Source organism: Rhodopirellula baltica SH 1 (assembly GCF_000196115.1).
Lineage (GTDB): Bacteria > Planctomycetota > Planctomycetia > Pirellulales > Pirellulaceae > Rhodopirellula > Rhodopirellula baltica.
Map to the genome: position 1 here is coordinate 1,874,371 of NC_005027.1, position 25,911 is coordinate 1,900,281.

22 protein-coding genes are annotated in these 25,911 nt (G+C 53.6%); 13 read left to right on the plus strand and 9 right to left on the minus strand.

Features of this window, described 5'->3' with window-relative positions; translation table 11 throughout:
- Positions 1-56: 56 nt before the first annotated feature.
- The 4 genes from RB_RS07105 to RB_RS07120 all read right to left on the minus strand — a co-directional run bounded on the left by RB_RS07105 (position 57) and on the right by RB_RS07120 (position 5,659).
- On the minus strand, positions 57-1,073 hold the full coding sequence (locus RB_RS07105) for a TolB family protein (protein WP_231846293.1): 1,017 nt from the start codon (positions 1,071-1,073) through the stop codon (positions 57-59).
- A 193-nt stretch (positions 1,074-1,266) separates the two neighbouring features.
- Positions 1,267-3,111: a putative bifunctional diguanylate cyclase/phosphodiesterase gene (locus tag RB_RS07110; protein ID WP_011119442.1), complete on the minus strand. Its 1,845-nt coding sequence runs from the start codon at positions 3,109-3,111 to the stop codon at positions 1,267-1,269.
- Entirely contained in the window at positions 3,108-5,063 is a 1,956-nt protein-coding gene (locus tag RB_RS07115) for a PAS domain-containing protein (protein WP_011119443.1), read from the minus strand. The genes RB_RS07110 and RB_RS07115 overlap by 4 nt, the downstream gene beginning before the upstream one ends.
- A 2-nt stretch (positions 5,064-5,065) precedes the next feature.
- Positions 5,066-5,659 (minus strand): hypothetical protein, encoded by a 594-nt coding sequence (locus RB_RS07120; protein WP_011119444.1) that lies wholly within the window; start codon positions 5,657-5,659, stop codon positions 5,066-5,068.
- A 416-nt stretch (positions 5,660-6,075) separates the two neighbouring features.
- On the opposite strand from RB_RS07120, the gene RB_RS07125 reads away from it, so the two are divergent.
- On the plus strand, positions 6,076-6,891 hold the full coding sequence (locus tag RB_RS07125; protein ID WP_011119447.1) for an HPP family protein: 816 nt from the start codon (positions 6,076-6,078) through the stop codon (positions 6,889-6,891).
- A 248-nt stretch (positions 6,892-7,139) separates the two neighbouring features.
- Here RB_RS07125 and RB_RS07130 read toward each other — a convergent pair whose 3' ends face one another.
- Positions 7,140-8,561 (minus strand): sigma-54-dependent transcriptional regulator, encoded by a 1,422-nt coding sequence (locus RB_RS07130; RefSeq protein ID WP_164922760.1) that lies wholly within the window; start codon positions 8,559-8,561, stop codon positions 7,140-7,142.
- Positions 8,558-9,790 (minus strand): two-component system sensor histidine kinase NtrB, encoded by a 1,233-nt coding sequence (locus tag RB_RS07135; RefSeq protein ID WP_011119450.1) that lies wholly within the window; start codon positions 9,788-9,790, stop codon positions 8,558-8,560. Before RB_RS07135 ends, RB_RS07130 begins: the two co-directional genes overlap by 4 nt.
- A gap of 552 nt (positions 9,791-10,342) precedes the next feature.
- On the opposite strand from RB_RS07135, the gene RB_RS07140 reads away from it, so the two are divergent.
- Positions 10,343-10,630 (plus strand): hypothetical protein, encoded by a 288-nt coding sequence (locus RB_RS07140; protein ID WP_011119452.1) that lies wholly within the window; start codon positions 10,343-10,345, stop codon positions 10,628-10,630.
- 50 nt (positions 10,631-10,680) lie between these two features.
- On the plus strand, positions 10,681-12,003 hold the full coding sequence (nhaA, locus tag RB_RS07145) for a Na+/H+ antiporter NhaA (RefSeq protein WP_011119453.1): 1,323 nt from the start codon (positions 10,681-10,683) through the stop codon (positions 12,001-12,003).
- 114 nt (positions 12,004-12,117) lie between these two features.
- On the opposite strand, the gene RB_RS07150 is transcribed toward nhaA, so the two are convergent.
- On the minus strand, positions 12,118-12,300 hold the full coding sequence (locus tag RB_RS07150; protein WP_007326780.1) for a hypothetical protein: 183 nt from the start codon (positions 12,298-12,300) through the stop codon (positions 12,118-12,120).
- Between the two features lie 218 nt (positions 12,301-12,518).
- On the opposite strand from RB_RS07150, the gene RB_RS07155 reads away from it, so the two are divergent.
- The gene (locus RB_RS07155) at positions 12,519-13,100 is read left to right on the plus strand and encodes a c-type heme family protein (protein WP_164921657.1); all 582 of its coding nucleotides are present in this window, start codon (positions 12,519-12,521) and stop codon (positions 13,098-13,100) included.
- A 169-nt stretch (positions 13,101-13,269) separates the two neighbouring features.
- Here the strand turns inward: RB_RS07155 and RB_RS07160 are convergent, their stop codons facing one another.
- Positions 13,270-14,112 carry a transglutaminase-like domain-containing protein gene (locus RB_RS07160; RefSeq protein ID WP_007326778.1) on the minus strand — a complete coding sequence of 281 codons (843 nt, stop codon included), beginning with the start codon at positions 14,110-14,112 and terminating at the stop codon, positions 13,270-13,272.
- A gap of 357 nt (positions 14,113-14,469) precedes the next feature.
- Here RB_RS07160 and RB_RS07165 point away from each other — a divergent pair, with 357 nt between their 5' ends.
- The 6 genes from RB_RS07165 (at position 14,470) to RB_RS07190 (ending at position 20,712) form a co-directional block, all read left to right on the plus strand.
- Entirely contained in the window at positions 14,470-15,039 is a 570-nt protein-coding gene (locus RB_RS07165) for a carboxymuconolactone decarboxylase family protein (protein WP_164921658.1), read from the plus strand.
- Between the two features lie 95 nt (positions 15,040-15,134).
- A complete protein-coding gene (locus tag RB_RS07170) occupies positions 15,135-15,884 on the plus strand; it encodes an SDR family oxidoreductase (protein WP_011119458.1) in 750 nt (249 codons plus the stop codon).
- 334 nt (positions 15,885-16,218) lie between these two features.
- A complete protein-coding gene (locus RB_RS07175) occupies positions 16,219-17,508 on the plus strand; it encodes a 3-keto-disaccharide hydrolase (RefSeq protein ID WP_011119461.1) in 1,290 nt (429 codons plus the stop codon).
- A gap of 125 nt (positions 17,509-17,633) precedes the next feature.
- Entirely contained in the window at positions 17,634-18,341 is a 708-nt protein-coding gene (locus tag RB_RS07180; protein WP_164922761.1) for a rhamnogalacturonan acetylesterase, read from the plus strand.
- Positions 18,338-20,353 (plus strand): lactonase family protein, encoded by a 2,016-nt coding sequence (locus RB_RS07185; protein ID WP_011119463.1) that lies wholly within the window; start codon positions 18,338-18,340, stop codon positions 20,351-20,353. Before RB_RS07180 ends, RB_RS07185 begins: the two co-directional genes overlap by 4 nt.
- Before the next feature lie 161 nt (positions 20,354-20,514).
- Positions 20,515-20,712, plus strand: a complete 198-nt coding sequence (locus tag RB_RS07190) for a cold-shock protein (RefSeq protein WP_037198672.1) — start codon at positions 20,515-20,517, stop codon at positions 20,710-20,712.
- A 398-nt stretch (positions 20,713-21,110) separates the two neighbouring features.
- Here the strand turns inward: RB_RS07190 and RB_RS07195 are convergent, their stop codons facing one another.
- Positions 21,111-22,463: a Gfo/Idh/MocA family oxidoreductase gene (locus tag RB_RS07195; RefSeq protein ID WP_164921659.1), complete on the minus strand. Its 1,353-nt coding sequence runs from the start codon at positions 22,461-22,463 to the stop codon at positions 21,111-21,113.
- 440 nt (positions 22,464-22,903) lie between these two features.
- Between RB_RS07195 and RB_RS07200 the strand changes: the two genes are divergently transcribed.
- From RB_RS07200 to RB_RS07210, 3 genes are all read left to right on the plus strand, one after another.
- Positions 22,904-23,713 (plus strand): AraC family transcriptional regulator, encoded by an 810-nt coding sequence (locus tag RB_RS07200; protein ID WP_164922762.1) that lies wholly within the window; start codon positions 22,904-22,906, stop codon positions 23,711-23,713.
- Positions 23,714-24,018: 305 nt separating this feature from the next.
- Complete coding sequence (locus RB_RS07205) at positions 24,019-24,960, plus strand: cyclase family protein (protein WP_011119474.1); 942 nt, start codon at positions 24,019-24,021, stop codon at positions 24,958-24,960.
- A gap of 59 nt (positions 24,961-25,019) precedes the next feature.
- Entirely contained in the window at positions 25,020-25,808 is a 789-nt protein-coding gene (locus RB_RS07210) for an SDR family NAD(P)-dependent oxidoreductase (RefSeq protein ID WP_011119475.1), read from the plus strand.
- Positions 25,809-25,911 lie beyond the last annotated feature (103 nt).

The window sequence follows — 25,911 nt, forward strand, 5'->3', positions numbered from 1 at the left end:
AAGAAATGACTAATCAAATAAGCTCGCTGCAAGCCGGTTGTCGTGATCCTTGACGGTCATTGGGAACGAAATGAAACGATCAGATGGTTTCCATCGGGCGTGTGAATCGGATCCGATGTGGAAACGTTTTCCGGTATGCCATCGAAGGTTTGCGATGCTTCAACCAGGTCAATCGAAACAGCGATGGGTAAAACCCGGTCGCCGACTGTCCCGGCCATCAGAAAAGAGTTGCCTTTTGGATTCCAGTCGTACGAACTGCCGTGCAGCAGGCCCGCTTCCATGGTGTCGCCGGTTCGAACCATCAAGCTCGAGATCCCCTCGTCGACTTGGATCACTCCGGTCGCCAGTTCTTGGGTGTCTTTCAGCGGTCCACCAAAGACCACACGACGCGAATCATCTTTGGCCCACTCGAAGTGAAAACTCAATTCTCCAAACGGCGAGTCGTCAGGTGAGAAAATGTTGGTGGTCGTCTGGGTTTCAATATCAAAGAGGCGCAAACATGATTTTGGAACTGCGATCCCGTTCTCGTTTTCACCACCAAAAAAGACAATCGATTTTCCATCCGGTGACCAACGTCCACCCCACGCCCCGCGGTGGGCGACCATCATTCGATTGTCGCCATCGATATCCATGATCCAGATCGACGTTCCCTCCGCGCCGTCTGTGTTCGTGTATCGTCGCGGGCGGCTGAAGACCAAACGTTTGCCGTCGGGTGAAAACGATGGCAAAGAACCGTCGATGATATTGGTCGTTTTCTGGCCATCGAAGTCGACGATCACAATCTTGGACTCTTGCCGAGTTCGTTTGAAATCATTTGTCCACGCGTCGAATGCAATCCATTTCCCATCGGCTGAAATCTCTGGTTTGCCCTGGCTGTCAAACCGCTCCCTCAGCGATTCGTCCAAGACCAACGGTCGAATGGGCGTTCCGTCGGGTTTGCAGAGATGCAGGATCTGTCGTTCGGGCTGGGTTGGATCGACGTCCAACGCGTCGTTTGCACTCGCGAAGGAGGGCGACGCAAGCGTCCCGAACAGCGAGCAGCAAATACAGATAGACTGTCGTAGATGGCGCACGGTATCCCATTCCTTCAAGTTAGAGTGCTAGGCCGAACGACCATTCATCGCAGCCCCGCGGCGGGGTAGCGGAATGGCCCGGAAGGGCCGTAGTCTATCAACTTTTTGGCGTGCATGGGACGCGAGATGCTTTTTTCACTCGCAACCGCCCGGCGAATCGTCCAGTTGAAACGCGCGACGGTCCCCGAGCGATCTATCCGCGGCTACTCGTAAGAGCCGATTGTCCGAAGTGAGTCGCGTGGATCTCGGTCGACGGAATCGGACGGCCATAGAGATACCCTTGGACCTCGGTGAAGCCGTGTTCCATGACACAGCGCATTTGCTGCTCCGTCTCGATGCCTTCGGCGGTGGTCGCCATCCCCAAACATTTCCCAAGATTGGCAATCGTGCTGACAATTGCCATCGCGTCGGCTTGGTTGAGGTTCTGGACAAATGAGCGGTCCATCTTTAATTTGTCGAATCGAAACCGTCGCAGGTAGCTGAGCGACGAATAGCCGGTGCCGAAGTCATCCAAAGCGATGCGAACACCCTGCGCTCGCAGTGCATGCAGCTGATCCAATGCATCCAGGCTTTCACCCATGAGCACGGACTCGGTGATTTCAATTTCGAGGCGTTCGCCTGCGATCCCAGATTGTTCGATCGCATCCGAGACGCTCTTTGGTAGCGTCCCACCTCGGAACTGGATGGCGGATACGTTGACTGCGACTCGGATGTGTTCAGGCCAATTGCAGGCTTCTTTACAAGCCTCCAGGAGAACCCAGTCGCCGATTTGTCGAATCAGTCCTGTCTCCTCCGCCAACGGAATGAAGTCCAACGGGGGAACAAGTCCGCGTTCTGGATGCTCCCAGCGAAGCAATGCTTCGAACGAGCAGACTTTTTTGGTGTTCGGGTCCAACAATGGTTGAAAGTGGAGCACGAACTCATCGTTGGCAATTGCCGCACGCAGATTCGCCTCCATCATTTGACGTTGGCGGAGTTGCTGGTCCATCCCCTTTTCGAAGTATCGGGCGCAATCACGCCCGTCAGCTTTGGCTCGATACATTGCGATGTCCGCATTGCGGATCAATTCATCGGCATCACAATTTTCATCAGGCGAGCCGCAGATACCAATGCTGGCCGTCACGCTGAAAGGAACCCCATCCAACAACACAGGCTCGGCAACCGAAGATTGAATTCCATCGGCGATGGATTCGATCGTTCGCTGAGTTGGGTTGTGATCCAGCACGACAGCAAACTCGTCGCCACCCAAGCGTGCAACCAAACCAGCCGCTCCAACGACAGCGGACAATCGCTGTCCCACGATCCGAATCAACTCGTCTCCGGCTGGGTGTCCCAGCGTATCGTTGATCAGTTTGAATTGATCGAGGTCGATGAGCAGAACCGCCGGCGGTTGCGAATTTGCATTTGCCAAGGAATCTCTCAAACGGTCGTTGAACTTGATGCGATTGGCCAGCCCAGTCAAACCATCGTGCAGAGCAACTCGTTCCAATTCGGCCGTGCGGACTCGAACGAGTTCTTCGAGTTCACGATGTTTCAAACCGGCCGCGCGTGCCGAGTCCCATTTGCAGGTCAACGCGACGGCGATCTGGAGGACTTCAACATCGTCAAAGGGCTTCTTTAGAATCAATAGGTTCTCGGTGTGACCCAACACCGATACCGCATGCTCCCATGAATGGTCGCTGTAGGCGGTGCAAATGACGATCTGCAATTCGGGGTCGATCTTCCAGAGTTCTCCGATGGTCTGCAAGCCATCCATCCCAGGTGGCATTCGCATGTCGACGAAAGCGAGCGAATAACGATCGTTGTGTTCGACCGCTGACTCGACCATTTTCACAGCATCCAACCCCTGATGCGCCGAGTCAAAACGGAGGCCTTCCTGCTGAAGGCCTTCATCTGGCACCTCGTCGATGTCAAAGTCATCAATGTCGGGCAGTTCGGTTGGCCGAGGCGTGAAGATCTTACGAAAGTCCGCGTGGATCGATGGATTGTCATCGACGATCAACACTCGGTGCGACTTGCTCAATTTCAAAGTGTTCATACAGCTAACTCGGAGTTCTTGGGGCTCGTTTTCTCTTTTTGGACAATTGGCAGAGTGAGGTCAAAGCGTGCACCGCATCCAGGACCATCGCTGAACGCCGCCAATTGACCACCCATTTCGCCCGCAGTGTTCGCACTGCTGTGCAGGCCAAAACCGTGGCCTTCCATCTTGGTCGTGTACCCGTGTTGGAAGATCTGCTGAAGGCTTTCAGCCGGAATACCAATCCCGTTGTCGATCACGGAGATCGTGTTCGATTCTTCTTGCCGCGTCGCCCGAACGATGATCTGCGGATCGGAAATTTTGTTTTCAACCAAGGAGTCTTTCGCGTTTTTGATCAGGTTGATCACGATCTGCAGAAACCGGTGTTTGTCAGTCACAATCAACCTGTCGGCCTCTTCCAAATCCAACGAGATCTTGATGTCGTGGTTCATTAAAGACGCCTTGTTCGCGGCCAGAGCATCCTCAATCAAACCTTGCAGATCGAGCTCCTGAATCATCTCGGACGAGCTTGCCATGGACTGCTGAGCGGCAACGATTTCCTTGATGTGCTCGATGTTCTTGACCAAGTCCGTTAGTTCACCATCGATTGTTTGACGTTCGCCACTGAGTGCATGGGTGACGCGTTGGACGTAAGCGGGAATTTTCTTGCCGCGTTGATCAGTAGCGACAAATTCGGGAAAAGTCTGCTCGTGCTCGGCGATCAGCGAAGACACTTTCTCTAGGTTCGCCAACGCACTTTTGGAATACTGGTTGCGAATGACCGAGACCGAAACGTTAACGCTATTGAGAATGTTGCCGACGTTGTGAAGCACACCGGTCGCGATCTCTGCCATTCCCGCCTGCCGCGATGCGTCGAGCAACTCCTGGTTTAAACGAACCTTTTCTTGTTCTTGTTGAACTCGCTCCGTCGCATCAGCTTCGATGGCGATGAATCGTCGAACAATACCGTCGGCGTCGTGAATGGGCCGGACTTCGATGTCCACCCAGTACGGCTCTGCGTTCTTTCGGTAGTTGATTGTCTGGACGTTGAATCCCGATCGGTTCGCGATTGCATCTCGCATGACGGAGCAAACCTTTGGGTCGGTTTGGGGACCATGCAGAAGGTCCGAAGGACGCTTGCCGATGACTTCATCAGCTGAATAGCCGGTGATGCGTGTGAACCCTTCGTTCACCCATTCGATCGTCGCGTCCGCGTGCGTGATGATGACTGCGTTGTCGGTATAACGAGCTACAAGGGCAAGCTTCTCTGTTTCCGCGGTTTTTTCGGCCAGCAGGTCGTAGGCTTCCGACAATTCTTTGGTGCGTTCAGCGACCTGTTGATCGACCGAGCGTTTTGCAAACTCGATTTCTGTTTGTCGAACACAAAGTTCCCACACCTCCTTGCGAAGTCGATAACATCCCGGCGCCAAGAATGCGACCTCGAACAACACCCAAGCGGCGTGCTCAATCCATCGATAGGGGCTCTCGGTCATGATGCCGAACACCGACAATGGATAGAAGACGCCTCGGACGAAGTGATCCAGTGCAACAACAGCGGTCGCACTGATGAGGATTCGCCAATCGCGATAGATACTGAGAATTGCGAGCGAAGCAAACACGTGAAAGTGCGTCTCGATCCGTCCGCCTGAAAGGTGAATCAGCAGGGCTGACCAGAGCATTTGCACGACCGCGACGACATGACGCGTTGATGCCTCTCGGGGGAACATCCGCATCCATAGGATCGCGAATCCAGACAACGACATTCCGATCAGAAACGCCGCCCAAACGTGAATGTGGACCTCGTTACGTTGTCCAATCCAAGTCAGTGGCGATAGAAATGCTGCGAATGCCAATCCCAATGCCCATTGCCCCGCCATGATCCAGGTCATGAACCGGTGGACCCACAAGCACTCGTGCTCGTAGCGTTTCTGGAACAATTCGTTTGTTGCTGCGATACCCGCTGGACTTTGCATGATCAGGCACCTTCGCTGGGGACAACGATGGCACATCCAAACACCGGCCATTCCCTGCGATCTTCTGATTCGCCGTTGACACTATGCAGAAACGCAACACCGCTGTCGCAATTTCCCTCGTGGCCTCGAGACGGTGTGATCCCACCGCTGAAACTCAGCTTTGAGTCGTTATAGACAAGCACATGGCCAGACGTTGCGACATCAAATTGGCGACACGCTTTCGCGTTGTGGTCGGCGACAATGGATACATTGCCAAACGATCGCAATTTGTCGGTCGTCTCCGATTCAATCCAATGATCCGTCTCACCGGATGGAACAAAGGCGTAAGCAATGATCGTCGGTTGAGAGGTGAATGATGCGATCATCCTTTCCATGCATCGGATCGTCGCTCGCGTGCACGGACAATGCGGATGATAGAAGACCAAAACGGTTGTTTGATTGGCGTCTTCGAATGATTGCACGCTTGACAAACTGTGCGGCAGCAACATTGGCACAGACTGGCCGACATCGCCGGGCTGGCTGGAATACGACACGAGCTGTGTCATTCCTACCAGTCCTGGCAAGAGCAGCATTGAGAGAGCAATTTTCCAACCCATGAATGCAATCGATATAGCAACGAGAGACTGTTCGATACAGGGTCGCTGTCGATCACGCCGGTCGCATGAGATCGCTGCTTACCCACTGTTTTGAATAAGAGCTTTGCACGTGAGTAACTGTGCGGTTGATGCAGATTGGGTTGCAACTATCACATGAACCATTTTGGAGGCCGATCTGGCCGATCATATCGACCTTGCTAGCTTTGCCGTGGAACGGAACCACCCGCGATACAGTGCGCGCATCCCGCCAAACGCAAAGGTTTCGTTTCGTTGATGTCGAGATCGCTTCCGGGACTGCGGCTTGACGCAAAAGTAGTTTCGCCTAGTCTGATTGGCCAACCGGAGCGGCGACCCATCATGAGCGGACATGATGTGGCGATTCGTCCGGTATTCACGCGTTTGAAACTGAATTCCACATGCTAGGAAGCAGATGGTTAGGCGTTGAACTTGTTGAAGTCAGCCTGCATGAAAAATTGATCTCGGCGGTAGGATCCGCCTGCGCAATCTACTGTGTTTTCTACGTCACCAACCTTTGTCTGCCCGGACTAGCTGCGGCGGGCGTGATTGCATCGATGGGAGCAAGCGCGGTTCTGCTGTATGCGGTTCCCCATGGCCCATTGTCTCAGCCTTGGCCGCTGGTCGCGGGGCATACGATTTCGGCCTGCATTGGTGTGACGTGTTACCAATGGATCAGCCACCCGGCGCTGGCAACAGCACTCGCGGTTGGTATCTCCATTGGACTGATGTACCAACTGCGTTGCATCCATCCGCCGGGCGGCGCGACCGCGTTCACTGCTGTGATGGGAGGCGATGCCATTCACGAACTGGGATACATGTATGTTCTGTGCCCGATTCTGCTGAACGTTGTCTTGATGCTGACGCTCGCCGTATTGATCAATGCACCATTCCGCTGGCGACGCTACCCGGCGGGGTTATTTCGCTCTGCAAATGAAGGCTTGGCAATTGAACGTATTGGTTCGGCCCCGTCTCATGAACAGGTTTTGGCGGCCCTCCGTTCGTTGGATTCATTTGTCGATGTGAGTGAAGAAGATCTGGTCCGACTCGTGCGTGAGTTGGGCAGTGCCGATGACTTGCTGTTCCAATCAAGCGACCATTCGCAGCACAAGGTTTCGCTGAGTGAACCGCAAAAACGTACGATTGAGCTGACTGAAGCCCCAGGCGAACTCCTGAAGCGAAGCTTGTCGGACAAATCGAACCAAATGCTGCAATAGAGAATGCAAACAGATCGGGCGCGACGCGAGTGCCCTGGCGAGATGTGCATGTGCAGGACGTCTCGCGTCGATTGGGTTCTTCATCCATCCGCCCGCAAACAGTGATCGTGTATCGCTTCAGAGGCTTGTCAGGTTTTGGCCACGGCTATTCGCCGAGTCTTTGGCATACGCTCAATCAATGCGCATTCCGATAGACTTCCGATCACTTTTACGGCTGGGACTGCGGGGCATTTTGCTCCACGCGGACATCATCTACGAAAATCATTCGCGTCGATGTGGTGCCGTTTCAGAAGCTTGTTCATGCCTTGCCGAGACAGTCCCGCTTGCCTAGCCGCACTGGCGATGACGCCGTGATGTTTTCCGAGAAGCTGCACCAGGTAAGCACGATCGGCGGTATCGAGCGCTTCGTCACGCGACACTTCGGCCAGATCCAATGTTTCGAAAGGTGTCTCATTGATCGAATCGCGAAGCGGCTTGGGCAAATCGCTGGCCTCGATTACCGGGCCTTTGGCAAGAGCCAATGACCGTTCGACGACGTTTCGAAGCTCACGGATGTTGCCGGGCCAGCGGTAGCTACGGAAACACTCCAGTGTCTCGTAAGCGAAAGAACTCGGATTGACGCCTGCTGGTTGATGCTTTTGCAAAAACGCATTGGCCAGTAGAATCACATCATCGCCACGATCGCGTAGTGGAGGCAACTCGATGTGCACAACCGCCAAGCGATAGTAGAGATCGTGTCGAAAACGTTCAGCATCAACTTCATTCTGCAAGTCGCGATTCGTGGCGCAAACAAATCGAGTGTCGACTCGGATCGACTGACTATCGCCAACCGGCGTGAAAGTTTGTTCCTGAATGACCCGCAATAATTTCGCTTGCGAAGACAGAGGCAATTCGCCGAGTTCGTCAATGAATGCGGTGCCGCCATCACAAGCCCGCAGCAAACCGGCTTGGTCTTTCACGGCACCGGTGAATGATCCTTTGATATGACCAAACAAAGCGGACTCGAAAAGTGACTCAGGAATCGAAGTGCAATCGATCACTTGCATCGCGTTGTCACGTCGATGACTCCGGCAATGAATCGCTTTGGCGATCACCTCTTTTCCCGTTCCACTTTCTCCGGTGATCAGAACGTTGGTGTCGCTCATCGCCACACGTTCCACAATCTCCAAAACCTCCAGCATCTTTGGGCTTTCACCGATGATGCCGAGATCTTTCGACCAAGCGGGTGTATCGGCTGACGCTCGTTCGTCGCCTGGTGTCGGCGCACTGCTTTGTTCGATCGCTTTCCGATTGCCCGCTTGAGAGAGTGAACGCTGGACCGCGGTGAGCAGTTCTTCTAGCTTCACCGGTTTGAGTAAGTAATCCGTGACACCCAGGCGAACGCTTTCGATTGCCGATGGCAGTGAGGGTGCACCCGTGACGACAATCATGGGAACGTCCGAGTGCTTGGTTCGGCCTTCTTTTAAAAGCTCGAACTTCAAATTGCCCGGCATGTTGAGGTCCGAGAGAATCAGATCGAACTTGTGTTCCTCAAGTACCGAAATTGCATCGTTCGCGTCTTCGACGCAGAGGCATTCATACCCCTCTTCACGCAGGAATTCAGCCGTCGTTTCGCGAAAGAGCGGTTCATCGTCCGCAATCAAGATGCGTTGAGTCGTTGATGTATTCAATGCTCTTCTGGCTCCGTCTTCAGGCATCTCGGTAGTTGGACGCAAAACTCGGTTCCTTCGTTCGGTTCGCTGGAAACGTCAATCGACCCCCGCATCGCCTCGATCAAACCACGGGTGACGGACAGCCCCAAACCCATGCCTTGCCCCACCGTCGTCGTCTTGGTGCTGAAGAATGGGTCAAAGATGGAGTCGATCACATCATTAGCGATCCCGCATCCCCGATCGACCACTCGCAAGACCAACGCGTCATCATTGGCGGTGACGACGAGCTGGACTTCCTGACCCGGCGATGATGCCTGGATCGCATTGTGCACGAGGTTGAGAAGGATCTGTTTCAATTCGCCTTCACGAAGCAATACTTCGTCGACGCCGAGCTCTTTCGTCGCCGGAAGAGCCTCGCATTCTAATTCGACTTTCACTTTGAATTTGCGTGACATCGGAAGAGCAAGCGACATCAGCTCTTCCAAGCATCGACGAACATTGAATACGACGGCCTTTTGCTGACTCGGCCGATAAAGCTGGAACATTTGGTGTGTGATGCCACGAATACGCTCAATTTCACCGTCGATCAAATCGAGTTTGTCGTAATGCTTCACGTTCGATGGCAGGTGCCGCTTGAGAAGTGCGAATGCGTTTCGGATGCCAGCAAGCGGATTGTTGATCTCATGCGCGACGCCAGCGGCAAGTTCGCCCAACGCGGCCAGTTTTTCCATCTTCAGTCGATGTTTTTCGAGCTCCGCAATTTTGGCGGTCCGCATCTGTACCAAGTGTTCCAGTTCTGCATTCTGTTCCCGCAGTTGCTCCCGCATTTGTCGACGTTCCGTCACATCGCGAAAGCTTGCTCGGAAGCCCAACGAATTGCCTTCGCGATCGGTCATCGGCTGCCAAGAAACGGCGACCCACGACGTGGATTGATCACGATGCAACACTTTGAATTCGACGTTGTTGCCGGTACTTCCTTTGGATGCTTCCTCCAAGTGACACCCCATTCGTTCGCGATCTTCCGGAGCGATCATTGGCAGTGGATAGTCATCCATCGCGAGGCATTCTTTGGGCGTGTAGCCGGTGAATCGCTCGACCGCTTGGTTCACCCAAACGACCTGCCCGTTGGCTGATTGCCAGCTCTCCCAATCCACCGTGCTTTCGGCGATCGCACGAAAGAACTCCGGCGGGATCGATTGACCGCGACGAGGAAGTACTTGTGCCGAAAGGTCGTGTCTTTGTGTCATGAAGTCATCGTAGTTGATATCAAGTCTTCGCCGGCAAATTCGCGGTGGGAACCATGCCGTCGCTGGGACGATCCACGGCTCGAGATTCAGTTGTTCGCATCAACCCTAAGACCGGGTTCGTTCGTGTAATGGGTGAGAGACATAGCAATGCATGTCGGCCAAATCTACCCGCGACAGAAGGCTTTCGATCGAATAGATATCGCATATTCCGTCCGGGAAATGACGCGAGCGCCAACCAAAGTGGACGCCGCGGAAACCGGGGTTGACGCTCTCTCTTTGTACGAAAGGTGGAAGCTCTGGTCAGCATAAAAACAACCCGATTCTGTCTGCGTCGTCGCGAGCCTAAATTGCTCGCAATTCAAGCTGTCAATCGAGGATGGTCTGCCATCCTGAGATTGTGGCGGTGCTTCGGATGGAGTGGATCGGCATCGTACCTGCATCAGAGTCTTCGAAAGTGAATCCGGGGTCGGAAACCTGTTCGGGAAAGCTCTTCGTTTGGAGTGGCACCGTTTTTCGACCCACCGGAGGGAACTCCTACTGGAGGAAGAACCGATGCTGCCGGCATTGATCACCCGCCCAACGTCTCCGCAGACCGAAGTAGAAGCCAACTCAGCGAAAACGGTCTACTTCATTGACGAATTGGGACCGGACATGTCTGACGAGCCGAACCCGCCGCCCAGTCAGCTTTTGACGAACGACGATGAAAAGAATTATGTCGTTGGGGTCATCTGCACCATGCTGGTTTTGCTGTTGCTGCCAGCGGCATTGACGTTTGTCTATCTGATCGTTTCCCCCGACGCATTCACCAACGGAATGACGGTGCGTCCTGACATTCCGTAACTTAGTTTCCTGCCCTATTTCTCGCCCAAGAGACCTATCCCAATCCTTGCATGAATCACATCGAAACTAGACTCCCGCTACCGATTCAACCTATTGATCGGTGGCTACGTCCGTTTGCACGCTTCTTACACATCGAGGCAACCAGCGGGCTGGTGCTGATTTTGTGCACGGTGGTCGCCCTCGTCGCGGCCAACTCTTCTTGGGCAGATAGCTATCTAGCGTTTTGGCATACCGATCTGACGATTGCCGTCGGTGACATCGTCTTTCATCACTCACTGCATCACGTCATCAACGATGGATTGATGGCGGTGTTTTTCTTTGTGATTGGTCTGGAAGTCAAACGTGAACTCGCCCATGGGTCGCTATCGGATTTGAAACAGGCCACTCTGCCGATTGCCGCGGCGATCGGTGGGATGATCGTGCCGGCCACGCTTTATCTATCCATGCAGTACGGCCAGCCCGGGGTGCAGGGATGGGGCATTCCAATGGCGACTGACATCGCCTTCGTCGTGGGATGCCTGGCGATCCTTGGTTCTCGCGTACCGCACAGCCTTCGAGTGCTTCTGCTTTCGCTCGCCATCGTGGATGACATTGGCGCAATATTGGTGATCGCAATCGGCTACACCGAATCGCTGGACGGTCGCTACTTGTTTCTCGCAGCGGTCGCGGTCGGCGCAGTCCATTTCCTTTCGCGAATCGGAGTGCGTCGTTTCCCACCGTACGTGATCGTCGGCGTTCTCGCTTGGATTGCGCTCCACGAATCTGGCATTCACGCGACACTGATCGGCGTGATCCTCGGACTGATGACTCCTGCCACGCCGACATTGGTGCCCGAGCGTTTTCGCGAATACTTGCACGAAAAGGAGCACGAATTTCAACCGAAGGAGTGGAGTCGGCGGCTACACCGCGCTGAGGTGGTTCGAGAAGTTCAGCAGCTCACGCGAGAAACAGTTTCACCGCTGGAGTACTTGGAGGTAACACTGCACCCTTGGACCGCCTATGTGATCATGCCCGTCTTCGCGCTCGCGAATGCGGGAGTGTTGATTGAACCGGCCAACCTGAGTGACTCCGTTGCAATCGCGGTCGTGATCGGTCTGGTCGTCGGCAAGCCACTTGGAATTGCGCTGTTCAGTTGGTTGGTGATTCGATTGGGCGTGGCACGTTTGCCGAGCGGTTTGAACTGGCCAATTTTGATGTCGGGAAGTTTCCTTGCCGGTATCGGATTCACGATGGCATTGTTCATCGACGGGTTGGCATTCGGAGCCGATGGGCTCGATACTGCCAAGACTGGCGTGCTGGTCGGGTCCGCAATCAGCGCAATCGCTGGGATGGGACTGCTGCTGTGGACTCTGCCCAAACCAACTCGTCAATGAGTGACGATTTCGTCTTGCAACTCGAATGACGATTGGCAGGACGCGACGACCGCGGGATAATTCTGCGGTCATCGCTTCCGTACCATCGGGTCGCGGTTTAGAACGGGTAGCGGTTTAGAAAGTCAACGAACGAAGCAGGATCGCAACCAAGAACAATAACAAGAGAACGGCTTGTCCAAACAAGTGAACCGTTTGTGACTCGGTATTGGGTGCAACCAAACTCGTTTTGGTGACAACAATTTCTTCGTGGGGGTTTCGCATCAACATGGTTTCGATTCCAAGAATGAGAGAAGGCATTGCCCCGTCCGTGGTATCAACCTATTTCATTGCAATCGTGGTGCCGATGCTTGGTATTCTGTGATTTCACTTGGAAACACCGTGTAAACGCATCAGAATGCTGGCTGTGCGATTGAATGTTCATTCAGCTGCGTCAATCAACGTTTCCTCACGTCAACTTCTAGTGACGCTTTCATCCCATCTTTTCACCGGGCAATCCGTTGACCGTATACGCTCGCATGATCTCGTTTACCTGCATCGTGATGCTGGGTTGGTTGCTGACATCTGCAGTCGCTTTCAGTCAGACCGTCTCAAACTTGGACTCGGCAAACAGTGGAACAGCGGTTCACTCTTCGGACGCCGAATCACCACATGATCCACCAAAGCCGACGTTGGTCGAAGCAAAAACGCGTGCGATGATTCTGCATGAAACGTTTCACGGTGCGTTGCAAGTCATGCATCGCGACTTCTTCCGCGAAGACGACGGGCTGAGCATTCCATCGCGTTCGCTTGAAGATGTCTTTGCCGAAATTGAAAAGAGTCACGGCATCGAGTTGCGATGGATCGCGGTCGATTTAAAAGCGATGAATATCGACAACGAACCTGAGACGCGATTTGAAAAACGAGCGGCACAGCAACTGAAAACCGGCAAAACGAGTTTCGATGAGACCGACGAAAACACCTATCGATTCGCGGGAAGGATACGATTGTCAGCGACCTGCCTCAGTTGCCACGCTTCGCGACGAACCAACAACGACGATCGTGCCGCAGCCTTGGTGATCTCCATTCCGCTATCGACAGAACCAACTGACGATCGATAGCGAATGAAGAACCGAGCTTGAAACGCGATCGGTGTTGATTCGGCGCGGTAATCGGCATGGGACCGCCGGCCGCGATGTTTCGGACTGACACGACGCTTCGAAGTCACAAGGTTTCGAAGTGATTTCGATATTGTTCAGTTGATCGTCATTGCCGCGAATTTGGATTCGCTCAAGCAGAGCTGACACCCGTTTGCACGTTGTCAGGGCTCAACCTTTCGTCCATCGGATTGGCATCGGTCGCCCACACACCCATCCCCGTGCAATCCACTTCACCGCGGATGGTCGCGAAAGCTACGTCGGCTGCATCTCGACCGGTGCCGATTCGTACCAAGCCGCCCACGGGGGCCAAGCGAGTCGCATCGAAAAGGAACCAGCGCCCATCCAGGTAGGCTTCCATGAAACCGTGGAAGTCCGGTGGAACCAAATTGACCGCGTACCCAGAGACGTAACGGGCCGGAATTCCCAATGCTCGACACAAACTGATCGCGACGTGTGCATAATCTCGGCACACACCCGCACGTTGCAGCAAAACATCGCAAGCGGTCGTGGAAGAGTTGGTGCTGCCGGGGACGTAGGCAAGTTGCTCGAACGTCCAGTTACAAATGGCGGTGACGCGTGAATATCCGGGAACGAGATGTCCGAATTCATCGATGGCAAAGCGATAAAGCTTGTCGGATTCGCAGTATCGGCTGGGATTCAGATACGAAAGGATGTCGCCCGGCAAATTCTCGTAATTGGTTTCCATCACGTCATTGGAATCAACGGATTCCGTTTGCAAACCCACGGTTGCGGCATAGCGAATTTGCAATTCTCCAGCGGGGGCGTTCAACCGAACGACTCGGTTACCGAGCGGGCCGACGTCACATTCTTCGACCGGCGAAAACGGCAGGACCTCAAGCGACTCAGAAGTCACGACTTGGTGCGGATTCTTTGCGACCGAACAGTTCAAGAGGAAGATCGAGGGCGACTTCACGAGATAGTTCAGCTGGCACCCGACATGGACGGTGTTCATTTTGGATCTTCGACGACGTTAGAAAGCAAACGAAAACGTTGCTTATCGTACGAAGTGGACCAGAGCAGCAAACGAAAATTCCACCTCAAATTTCGAGGATTCGTCCAGGAGGATGGTCTCAATCGATCACGGCAGGCCATTCCAGTATCCGACGTCGTCACGGATGTCGCCTTTGCCCGCGTTAACGGCCCGACGCTTTCGGACTTTTTTGATGGCGTCTGGTCGCGCATTGGCGGTCCAACCTCGCAAACAAGCATCTTTCTAGCACAACCGCATTGGTTGATGCCCCGGAGGGACAAGTGTCCTCCGATTTTTGAAAGCCCATTTGGACCGCTTGGTCAAAACAAAGGCAAGACGATGACTGAATTTGAAACACACACAATTGAAACTGCTCCGGAAGCCAGCAAACCGCAGCTAAAAAATAGCCAGAAGACCTACGGATTTGTTCCGAATCTGCACGCGGTCATGGCGGAGTCGCCCGCGTTGCTGGAAGCCTACCGAACGATTGCGGGGATTTTTGACACGAAGACCAATCTGAACGCGACCGAGCGTCAGATCATCGCGATGACCAACAATCGACTCAACGGATGCGAATACTGCATGGCCGCTCATACGTCGATCATGCAGTCCCTGAAGGTGCCCGACGACGTCATCGAGTCGTTGCGATCAGGCACTCCCATCGCGGATCCAAAGCTCGAAGCACTTCGAGTGTTCGCTGAAAAAGTCAACATTCAACGTGGATGGATGGAAGACGGAGACATCGAAGCGTTGTTGGCGGTGGGCTACACAAACGTAACCGTTCTCGATGTGATTGTTGGGACGGCTTACAAAGTGCTGTCCAACTACACCAATCACATCGCTGAAACCCCGCTTGATGATGCCTTCTCAAAGAACACATGGCACGCCGTAGCGGAAAATGCGAGCTGAGTGAAAGTGCACAAGACGCAGGCAAACGAGGCTGTCACGGTCGAGTGGCGGCTATCACCAAAATTGACAAACCAATCAAGAGAAAGGAATGAAAGATGGCATTTGAAATCAAAGACAAAGTGGTTCTGGTAACGGGAGCCAACCGAGGCATTGGCAAAGCGATATTGGAAGAGGCGCTCCATCGAGGCGCGTCGAAAGTTTACGCGGCGGTGCGGAACATCGATTCCGCGGAGGAACTCGTCAAGAAGCACGGTGATCGAGTCGTCCCGGTGCGAGTCGATTTGGAAGACCCTGCGTCTATCTCTGCTGCGGCTGATGTCGCAAAGGACGTTGATGTGGTGGTCAACAACGCAGGCGTGCTGAAGGTGAAGAACGCTCTCGAAAGTGATGCGGTTGATACACTGAAGTTTGAAATGGACGTCAACGTTTACGGACTGATGCGAATCGCCCAAGCATTCGCGCCCGTATTGAAGTCGAATGGAGGTGGCGCGTTGGTTCAACTCAACAGTGTCGCCTCGGTGAAGACTTTTTCTGAGTTTGCAACCTACTGCGCCTCAAAATCGGCGAGCTATTCGATCACTCAAGGATTGCGAGACTCGCTGAAGGAACAAGGAACGCTCGTTGTCAGTGTCCATCCAGGACCGATTGATACTGACATGGGACACAATGCCGGGTTTGAAGAGGGCGCCGCGTCACCGACTCTGGTGGCAACCGCCATCTTTGACGCGATTGCGAACGATCATTTTCACGCTTGGCCTGATCCGATGGCCAAACAGATCGGCGAAGCCTATCAGAGCTTCGCTAAAAATGTCGTGGAAGCCGACATGCAGGAAAGCGTGTCCTAAGAAAGCCTTCTGCAAGCTTGATTTTTTGACTGCCAAGTGTTGTGCGAGCATGACCGCTACATCGCAATGCAATGGTCGATGCTAGGAACTTCACGATAGGTTCCGGTCGCGTGTAGATGCGATCAAGTGATCTCTTCGTATCGCCTACAATGCCAGGCAGATGGTTGTGTAGAATGCGTCCCGTTATTCGAGTCCGTTGAGCCGCGTATCCATTTGCAAATGGGGCCAACGATCGACAACGGTTGACGCTCCCGAGGCTCGTGGTTGCTTTGAATGTTCACCACAACTGGAGTAATTCGCTCTGGATCTCACACTATCATCAAGAGAGACATCAATGAGAACGCTACTTGCTGCGGCGATCACGATCGGACTTTTGGCATCGATCACGCACAACGTCGAGGCCGCTGACACGGAGGAGGGATTTGTATCGCTATTCAATGGCAGCGACTTAAGTGGATGGGTCAAACGTGGCGGATCGGCCAAGTATCGTGTCGAGGATGGCGTGATTGTCGGAGAATGTGCGCCCAACACGCCGGGCAATACCTTTCTGTGCTCTGATAAAGAGTTTGGCGACTTTGTTTTGAAGCTGCGTTACAAGTTTTTGGAAAGCGGAAATTCCGGCGTTCAATTCCGTTCTGCGTCGCGCGAGGAAGGCGATCGTCAGCGGGTCTTCGGTTACCAAGCCGAAATGCGGCCAGGCGGCGACATGACCGGACGCATTTACGATGAAGGCCGCCGCGGGCACAAGCACGGAATCATTTGGCTCGATGCCTTCACGCCACAAGAACGTCTCGATGCGGCTCAGGAAAGCTGTCGGCCAGGCGAATGGAATGATCTTGAAATTCAGTGTGTCGGTCCTTCGATCAAGACTTGGCTGAACGGAAACTTGGTCGTCGACATCTTCGATAGTTTTTCGATGAAGGGGTTCATTGGGCTTCAAATCCACTCCGGCGAAACAGGATCCGTTGCGTGGAAGGATATCCGCGTGAAAGACTTGGGCGAAAGTCAGTGGCAATCTTTCTTCGTCAAGAATGACGACGGGGAATACGGACTCGAAGGTGCGAGGTTTGTTCTGCCCGAAGAATGGTCATTCACCAAAGATGGCGTCTTGCACGGCGTTCATTCGAAGAGCCAAGGAAAAGATGGCCTGGTCATTTCAGATGACAACTTCGACAACTTCATCGCTCGAGTGACCTATCGGATGCGCGGTGGCAACAGTGCGCTGTACTTCCGCGCCGAGGAAACAGACGCACCTTGGGTCCTGCGTGGGTTTCAAAACGAGATCGCGAACAACGGAAAGGATTGCGCTCTATGGCATACCGCCGGCATCATCGACGGGAATACAATCCCCGGACGCGGTTGGATCGTCACCAACGACGAGTTTGTTGGAAAGGTTCGCAACAAAGACGATCAGTGGAATACAACCTGCACGGCGGCCTATGGCGATCGACTCGTTCAAACACTGAATGGCTTTTGCACCTCCGACATCATCGATGAAGAATGTGAAAAGACGGGCAAGCTTGGATTGCAAATGCATGGCGGCACCGACTGTGAAATGTATTTCAAAGACTTTGAAGTCATGCCGATCACGAAGGAGATGGCCAAGTTGATTGAGCGAGAGTGACGAGGCAACTCACCGTTTTTGCATCCATCTTTCACCGCTTGTTGACAGGGAACTTCATCATCTCCACGACCAAAATCAGATCATACGACGACCGTAGAGTGCGGAGCATTTTGCTCGTGTCCTGCATGCTGATCTCCGGCACCGTCGCGGCCCAGTCTCGTCAGGAAGCTCACTCTGCTTCGTCAGGAAGCGACAAAATCACCATCGCATTGATCGGTGATTCGACCGTCGAAGACTACTCGGGTTGGGGAGTGGCTTTCGAAACGCGATTCAACAACCAAGTGAAAGTCATCAATTTCGCGAAGGGCGGAGCGAGTTCGAAGAGCTGGTATGACGGCAACCGAATGCCAGCGGTCTTGGATGCAAAGCCGGACTACGTATTGATCCAGTTCGGGCACAATGATCAACCAGGAAAAGGGCCGAAGCGAGAAACGGATCCGGCAACAACCTATCGTCAACAGTTGAAACGCTACGTTGCGGAAGTGAAAGCGATCGGGGCGGTTCCAGTCATCGTTAGTTCGGTGACAAGACGCCGTTTCGACGAGCACGATCAGATACGAACAACGCTGGGACCATGGGCCGTCGCTGCGAAAGAGGTTGCATCAGAATTGGAGGTGCCATTTGTTGATCTGCATAACAGAAGCATTGAGCTCCACAACAAGATTGGACCGGCGGCCAGCATGGAATTCAATTTCAAGGAAGGTGACCTGACCCACTTCAACGAAAAAGGTGGCGAGGTGATGGCTGACCTTGTTATCAAGGAGTTGCAATTTGCTGTGCCCGGTTTGAATCGTTATTTGACGCCTTCGCCTTCCTCCCCAGACGCACAATGATTCACCAATTCTTTTTGCTTCAGCAATTCCGTCCGCAAACATTTCTAGTCGTTCTGTTGCTGATAGGTTTTGTGCGCTCGGACACGTTGCGAGCTGAGGGTGAGCCGACGGAAGCACCCGCGGTTCGACCTCTGATGGCCTATGTCGGAACCTTCAGCTCGCCGCTCGGTGACGTTCCACCGACACAGGTTGATTTGCCCGCGGGAAATGGCCGAGGCATTCATCTTTTCAAGGTTGACCGAAAAAGTGGTGCCTTGGAGCCGACTGGTACGGTTGATTTCGGCGCGAGTCCTGATTGCTTGGTGGTCAATGCGGCTGGAGATCGAATGTATTCCAGCAACGAAACGGATCGGTTTGGGGATGCGAAGCAAGGATCCGTCAGTTCCTTCGCGATCAATCCGCGTGATGGCCAATTGACGTTGTTGAATACCGTTGCGTCGGAAGGCGACGGGCCCACGTATGTCAGCATTCACCCATCCGGACGCTATCTGTTTGTCGCGAACTATTTCAGCGGCTCAATCGCGGTTTTACCGATACTTGCGGACGGTCGTTTGGGCAAAGCGACCGATATTCAACGCGGAGAAGGAAACGTCGGGCCTACAAAGGCAACCAACTCACCCCCGGGAAGTTTTGCGATCAGTGGTCACGATGGATCGCATGCACACATGATTCAGTCCGACGCGACGGGGCGTTACGTTCTGCACGTGGATTTGGGAATGGACCGAATCTTTGTGTGGAAGTTCGATGCGATGTTGGGAACATTATCCTCCAACACACCCGCGAGTGTGTCGTTGCCTCCCGGAGATGGACCCCGGCATTTTGATTTTCATCCCAACGGTCGCTGGCTGTATTCGATCCAAGAAGAAGGATCGACGATCGTGCTGTTTGACTACGACGGTGATGCCGGACGTCTAACACAGCGTCAAACCGTGCCCTCTTTGCCGCCTGGTTTCAAAGGCAGCAATTTCTGCTCCGAGATTTTGGTTTCCGAAGACGGACGTTTTGTCTACGCGGGCAATCGGCTTCACGACAGCATCGGGATTTTCGCGATTCAGTCCGATGGAACGTTGCAACAGATTGGCAACGAGTGGACCCGTGGCGACTACCCACGTAGCTTTAACTTTGATCCGAGCGGTCGCTTCCTTTACGTATGCAATCAACGTGCCGACAACGTCACCGCGTTTCGCATCGACCAAGAATCTGGACTGCTTAAGTTCACCGGAGACTATGCCTCGGTTGGCAATCCGTCTTGCATTACTTTTGTAGATCTCGCTGACGATCATCAATCGGCTCACGAAATACGTCGGTTTCCCGCACCGGAAGCTCACCAAGCGGTGGCGGTCGACGAGTCTTCTTTTTACGCCATTTCCAATCGAACGATCGCTCGATACGACAAACGGTCTGGCGAGCGTGTCGCCCGATGGGACGCTCCTGTTGGATCGGATATCAAGCATCTCAACAGCGGCATCGTCAAAAACGGTCGGTTGGTTTGTGCGAATTCCAACTGGCCGACCAAGCCATTGAATAACTCGATCGAAGTCTTTGATGCCGAACAAATGACGCATTTGGAGTCGATTTCATTCGCTGAAACCGATGGTGCGATCAATTGGGTTGAGCGCTACGATGGAGCTTGGTGGGTCGTTTTCGCGTTCTATGGCGAAGCGGAAGTTCGCCGAACTAAGCTGGTTCGATACGACGAACAATGGAATGAGACCGGCAAATGGATGTTTCCTGAATCGGTTATTCAGCGATTCTTGCCAATGAGCAACTCAGGTGGCTGTTTTGGGCCAAACGGAAATTTGTACGTGACAGGGCACGATCACGCCGAACTTTATGTTCTCGAGATTCCAGCCAACAAAAGCGAGCTCAAACACGTCACGACGGTGCCGGCACCGATCACCGGGCAAGGAATTGCTTGGGATTCTCACGATCCAGGCGTCTTATTGGGAATCAATCGCGCCAGCCACGAAGTTGTCTTTCTGCGTGTGACAACGACGATTAAACCGCTTTGATGACTTCGCGCTGAAGGAAATTTCAATGAATTGCCGATTGCGTACCCACTTTATGCCCGGCAGGTCAGCAACATCTGTTACGATGCGTGCGGCAGTCGACAAGCTAAGACAACTTCGTCTCCGGCATCGGCTACCAAGAACTCTTTTGAATAGATTGAAAAATGGCAGAAGGTACGATCAAACGTCTCACCGACAAAGGCTTCGGTTTCATTGACGTTGGCAGCTCGAAGGACTTGTTCTTTCACTCGTCCAGCGTTGAAGGCGTGAACTTCGATGACCTCCGTGAAGGTCAACAAGTCACGTTCAACGAAGCACGTGGCGAAAAAGGGCCTTGTGCAGAAAACGTCCAAGTTCAGTAAGTGACTCGGGTTAGTCACCCAGCTTCCTGTTCTGTCGTGAGCGCATTCCGCGGACGACATTTGAGCGGGAAAACACCAAGACTGTAAAATACATAACGGCATTTGGCTTGATGAGCCAAATGCCGTTCTTTTTTGCAGTCTCGGGTTTCAAGACTCATCGCGGCAAACGATGGATTCCGCGAACATCGAGTCAGCCAAGCAGGCTTTCCTCCTCACTGACCCGATTCGAATTCGCAAAACTTTGGCCTGGCTAGCTGAGCATGTCCGTTTCGGAACGCCTGATTGGTTTCCGACAAGCGAAGGCTGTCCTGAAGGCATTGGATAAGGTTGTCGGGGTAGCTGCGGACCAGCACACCACCGCACAACTTTGAAACTGCTGTCCTTTGCCGGAGGCATTCCTACACGGTGTAGTACTCTTCCCAACCCTTTCTTGGTGGATGTCCCTTGAGGAGTTGGTTGGCTCGTTCATTATTGGTGATTTCTCGCTTCTCGGCATCGAACTTGAGAGTGCCTCCGAGACGTTGCGCGATGCAGCCGAGCATGAAGACCTGTGTCAAAGGCCCTGAAACAGCGAACTTTGAGTTGCATTCTTCTTTGCCCATTGCTGCGAGCAAAAAGTTCTTCATGTGACTTTGGTTTGTTTCTCCAGCAGGAATCTCCGGTGTTTTGACAGAATCCGAAAGGATACTGAGCTTTGCACTATGAGTGCCGCCCAAGAAAGTCAGGTCGTCGCTGTACATCACCTTTCCGCATGCTGGCATCGATTTGCCTTCACCCAGTTCCTTGGGCCGCGGCGGTTGGTTTTTGACGCCGTCGTACCAGTTGATGGACATCGCTGGCATGCCCGGACCACGCTCGGCAAATTCAAACGCAATGGTGGTTGCCATTGGATAGATGAAATCGTTCGGCCCTTCCAACTTGTCCGCACGAACCTCGTATGGCAGTCCCAAATCGAGGAAACGATGGATGCTATCCAAGGTGTGAGGCCCCCAGTCGCCGAAGGCACCATTGCCATAGTCGTACCAACCACGCCAGTTGCCATTGTCGAGACGATCACTGTAGCTCTGCATCGGTGCCGTTGCGGTCCAAACATCCCAGTTCATTCCGGCTGGCATTTTTTCCGCAGCGGGATAGCCGGTCACATTTCCCCATGGATGCCATCGCCGTCCTTTGTTCATGCAAGCGTCGACGCGTCGCACATTTTTGATGATGCCCTCATCGACCCATGTTTTGAACTGCATGCGTTGAGACGAGGAATGCCCTTGGTTGCCCATTTGGCAGATGCCGTTGTGCTTCTTTTCAGCCGCGATCAGTAGTTCACATTCTTCGAACGTATGGGCAAGCGGTTTTTCGACGTAGACCGCAACGCCTTCCGAGATCGCTCGCATTGAGATTGGAAAGTGCGTGTGGTCGGGTGTACCGACCGTGCAGGCGTCAATTTTGCCGCCCATTTCATCGAACATCTTGCGGAAGTCGTCATAAACTTTCGCCTCGGGATGTTGTTGTTTAAATCGATCGGTCCGTGACGGATCGGCATCGCACAGAGCCACCACGTTTGCCAAGCTGGACTTGACCGCGTCATTGCCAATGGCGGCTCCCCGATTGGTGCAACCAATGATCGCCAAATTCACCTTGTCGTTGGACTCGGCCGCATCGACTGATTGGATTCCAATTGAACCGAGTCCCGCTGTTGCAACGACACCCTTTTTGAGAAATGAGCGACGGTTGGTGGTGGTCAATGGCTTGCTCACGAACAGTTCTTCCAGATTTGGGGTATGGGGATGGTGGTCGATTGCCACCGCGAATCAAAGTGCGTCGAAGACGCTTCAATCATAGTCGAACCAGGCAGTCGTCGTGCTTCTGCGTCGGACGGCAAACACGCCTCCGATATGTTCGCAACACCCATGCAAGTCTGAAGCTTTGCTTGACCGCCGTGGACCGTCCCAATTCCGTCTCGGAGCCAGCCGAGAAACGATAGTGGCGCGGTTCAGTCCGCCATTAAACGGCCGCAGGTGGAGCTAGCTCTCGATGTCGGGTGTTCGCGGTTCGGTTGGGGGCCCTATGGATTTGGAAGCCCCCGACAGGCCACTCTTCGTCCAGCTTGCTTGCAATCATCCCGCGACGTAATCTCTCTGTTGTCTTTCACGTTGTTTGTATCGCCACCGAGGACAGTATGGCTTCCGGGTTAACAGTGAAGCATTTCAAAGTTCGCGGTTCTGCCGACGACGGGATTACGGTTCATCAATGGGAGTCGGTCGACCACACTTGGCCGAATCACTCACACCCTGAATACAAATTGGGTGTTTCCGAAGGCGGGACAGGGACGTTTTTCAATCGCGGCCAGCGATACTTCACCGGACCGGGGAAGCTGCTTGTCATTCACCCCAATGAAGTGCATTCGTGCACGGCTACCGGAGCGTGGCGTTATCTCTATGCTGCTCCGAACGTCGTCGCCAGTATCGTCAGGACGTTTGACCGGAACGGTGATATCGAACCATTGTTGCTGCCCCCGGTCATCGACGACACGCAACTCGTGGAGCTCGTTTTGCAGGCTCACCGGGCGATGGACGACGGAGATCCGCAGTTGGATCAGGAGTCAGCCTTTTATGAAGCCATCTGCGAGCTGTTAGTGCGGCACGCATCCATGCCGGACATACCGAAAAAGCGAGGGCGGGCGAACATTCGCAGAGTCAAGGAGAGCTTGGAAGCGAAATTCCGCGAGAATGTCTCGCTTCACGAACTCGCCCAATTGGCTGGGACCTCCGCCCCGTATCTAAGCCGCGTCTTCTCCAAAGAGGTCGGCATTCCTATCCAAGCCTATCTCTCTCAAATCCGAGTGCGTCGTGCGCAGCAGATGTTGATGGACGGTGAGACGCTATCTAATGTCGCCTACGCTGCCGGTTTCGCGGACCAGTCGCACTTCACGCGGCATTTCAAACGATTCATCGGGGTCGCGCCGGGAGCGTATTCCAAAGCGGTGAATCCATCGGGCAACTCCTGACGCGCTGTCGTCACCCCAAAGCCTCCCGGTGTCATGCGCAATCGATCGCGAAATCTCGGATGGCTCGCGCACTTCCGTTGAGGAACCCACGGCGTTAGTGCCAAAGTGGACGGGCGTCGGGGACGATCCGCAGGTCCTGAGCCGGCGTCAATCCTGTCGGTCATTTCTTTTGACGGCGCGCAAAATCGTTCAAGAGGCTTCCCGAGCACCTCCCTAAACTCATGACATTGAAGGGCGACAAGTCAGCCCCTTCTGTTGAAGTATTCGCTTCGACACCCATCCATGAACGCCAGGGAACCCACGCTATGAGAACGTCAAGAACGATGCAGACTGCTTGTCTTGCCATCATCATATTGATGACCGGTCAGGTGATCGCACAAGAGAAGCACAAAGAACGCTCTCCTTGGGGGCCGCACGACCAAATCGGCGCGATGAACTACTTGACGCCGGAAACCGTGTTGAGTGCCTCCAAGTTGGTCACCAAAGGCAAGGTCTATTCTCTCGGAATGACTGTTGATAACAAGACGCCCGCCTTTCGCCACCGCTACTTTCAAATTGAAACGATGCAGCCCGAACCGCGTACTTTCGGCGAAAACAAGTTTACGTACGTTGATGACCAGCTCATCGGCTGGACGGGCGTTGGCTCCCAGATCAACGGCCTCGCTCATTACGGCAATGACAATGTGCACTACAACGGCCACAAGGTTTCCGACTTTCTGACCATCTCAGGGGTCAAGGAACTTGGCCTCGAAAAAGTGCCTCCGATGGTTGCTCGCGGAGTCATGCTCGACATGAAAGCCCACTTAGGCAAAGAGATCATTCCCGAAGGCACTGTCTTTACCGTCGCCGACATCGAGGAAGTCGCGAAGAAGCAAGGCGTTGCCATTCGCAAGGGCGACGTCGTGTTGTTCCGCACCGGTTGGGCTCGTTTGATGGGCGTTGATAACAAGCGATACCTGGCCGGCGGACCTGGCGTTGGTGTCGAAGCCGCGCGTTATCTGGCAGAGAAAGGAGTCGTAGCCATTGGAGCTGACAATTGGTCGTTTGAAGCTGTTCCGCACGAAGACGACAAACTGGCATTCCCTGTCAATCAATTATTGGCAACCGAATACGGTGTCCATGTGCTTGAGAACATTCTGAGTGACGAGCTAGCCGAAGACGACGTTTACGAATTCATGTTTGTACTCGGTCACGCGAAATTCAGAGGGACAACCCAGATGCAAATCAACCCAGTCGCAATTCGCTGATTGGACCTGGACACCAAACACAACCCACTCTTCCACAACATCAATAGGATAAGAATTCGATGAATCTTGAACTCAACAATAAAACAGCACTGGTCACCGCATCAACAGGCGGAATCGGTCTGGCGATCGCAACTCGCCTGGCAGCCGAAGGGGCAACAACCATCGTCAACGGGCGCAGCGAAGCGAGCGTCGACACGGCGATTGAAAAAATTCGCGAGAGTCATCCGAAAGCCGACCTGTTCGGACTGGTTTCCGGCAATGGGACGGCCGAAGGCGCCGCACTGACCATCGCCGAACATCCGCAGATCGATATCCTGGTCAACAATCTGGGCATTTTTGAAGCGGTTGATTTTTTTGACCTGACGGACCAAGCGTGGCAGCACATCTTTGACGTTAACGTGATGAGCGGTGTGCGTCTTGCACGGCATTATCTGAAGCAAATGCTGGATCAAAACACCGGACGCATCATCTTCATCAGCAGCGAATCCGGCGTGGTGCCCGCTCCTGAAATGCCACACTACGCGATGACGAAGACGGCACAACTTGCCGTCTCGCGTAGTCTGGCTCAATTGACCAAGGGAAGCTGCGTTACGGTGAACACCGTTATGCCTGGATCGACGTTAACCCCAGGTGTGAAGGAATTCGTCAGCAACCTTTTCCCGGACGAGCCCTACGATGCGGCTGAAAAACGATTCATGGCAGACAATCGGCCGACCTCATTAATTCAAAGATTGATCGAGCCCGAAGAGATCGCTAACATGGTTGCCTTTGTTGCCAGCCCACTCGCATCGGCGATCAACGGAGCGCCCATACGAGTCGACGGAGGACTCATTCCAACGATCGCTTAACGGAGTTGGAAAAGAACCGTTGAGGTGAAGCGGGCCGAAATAACGTTTTGAGCTTGACTCGCATTCAAACGACTGCATTGGCGGATTCGTAAACGCTCCGTCC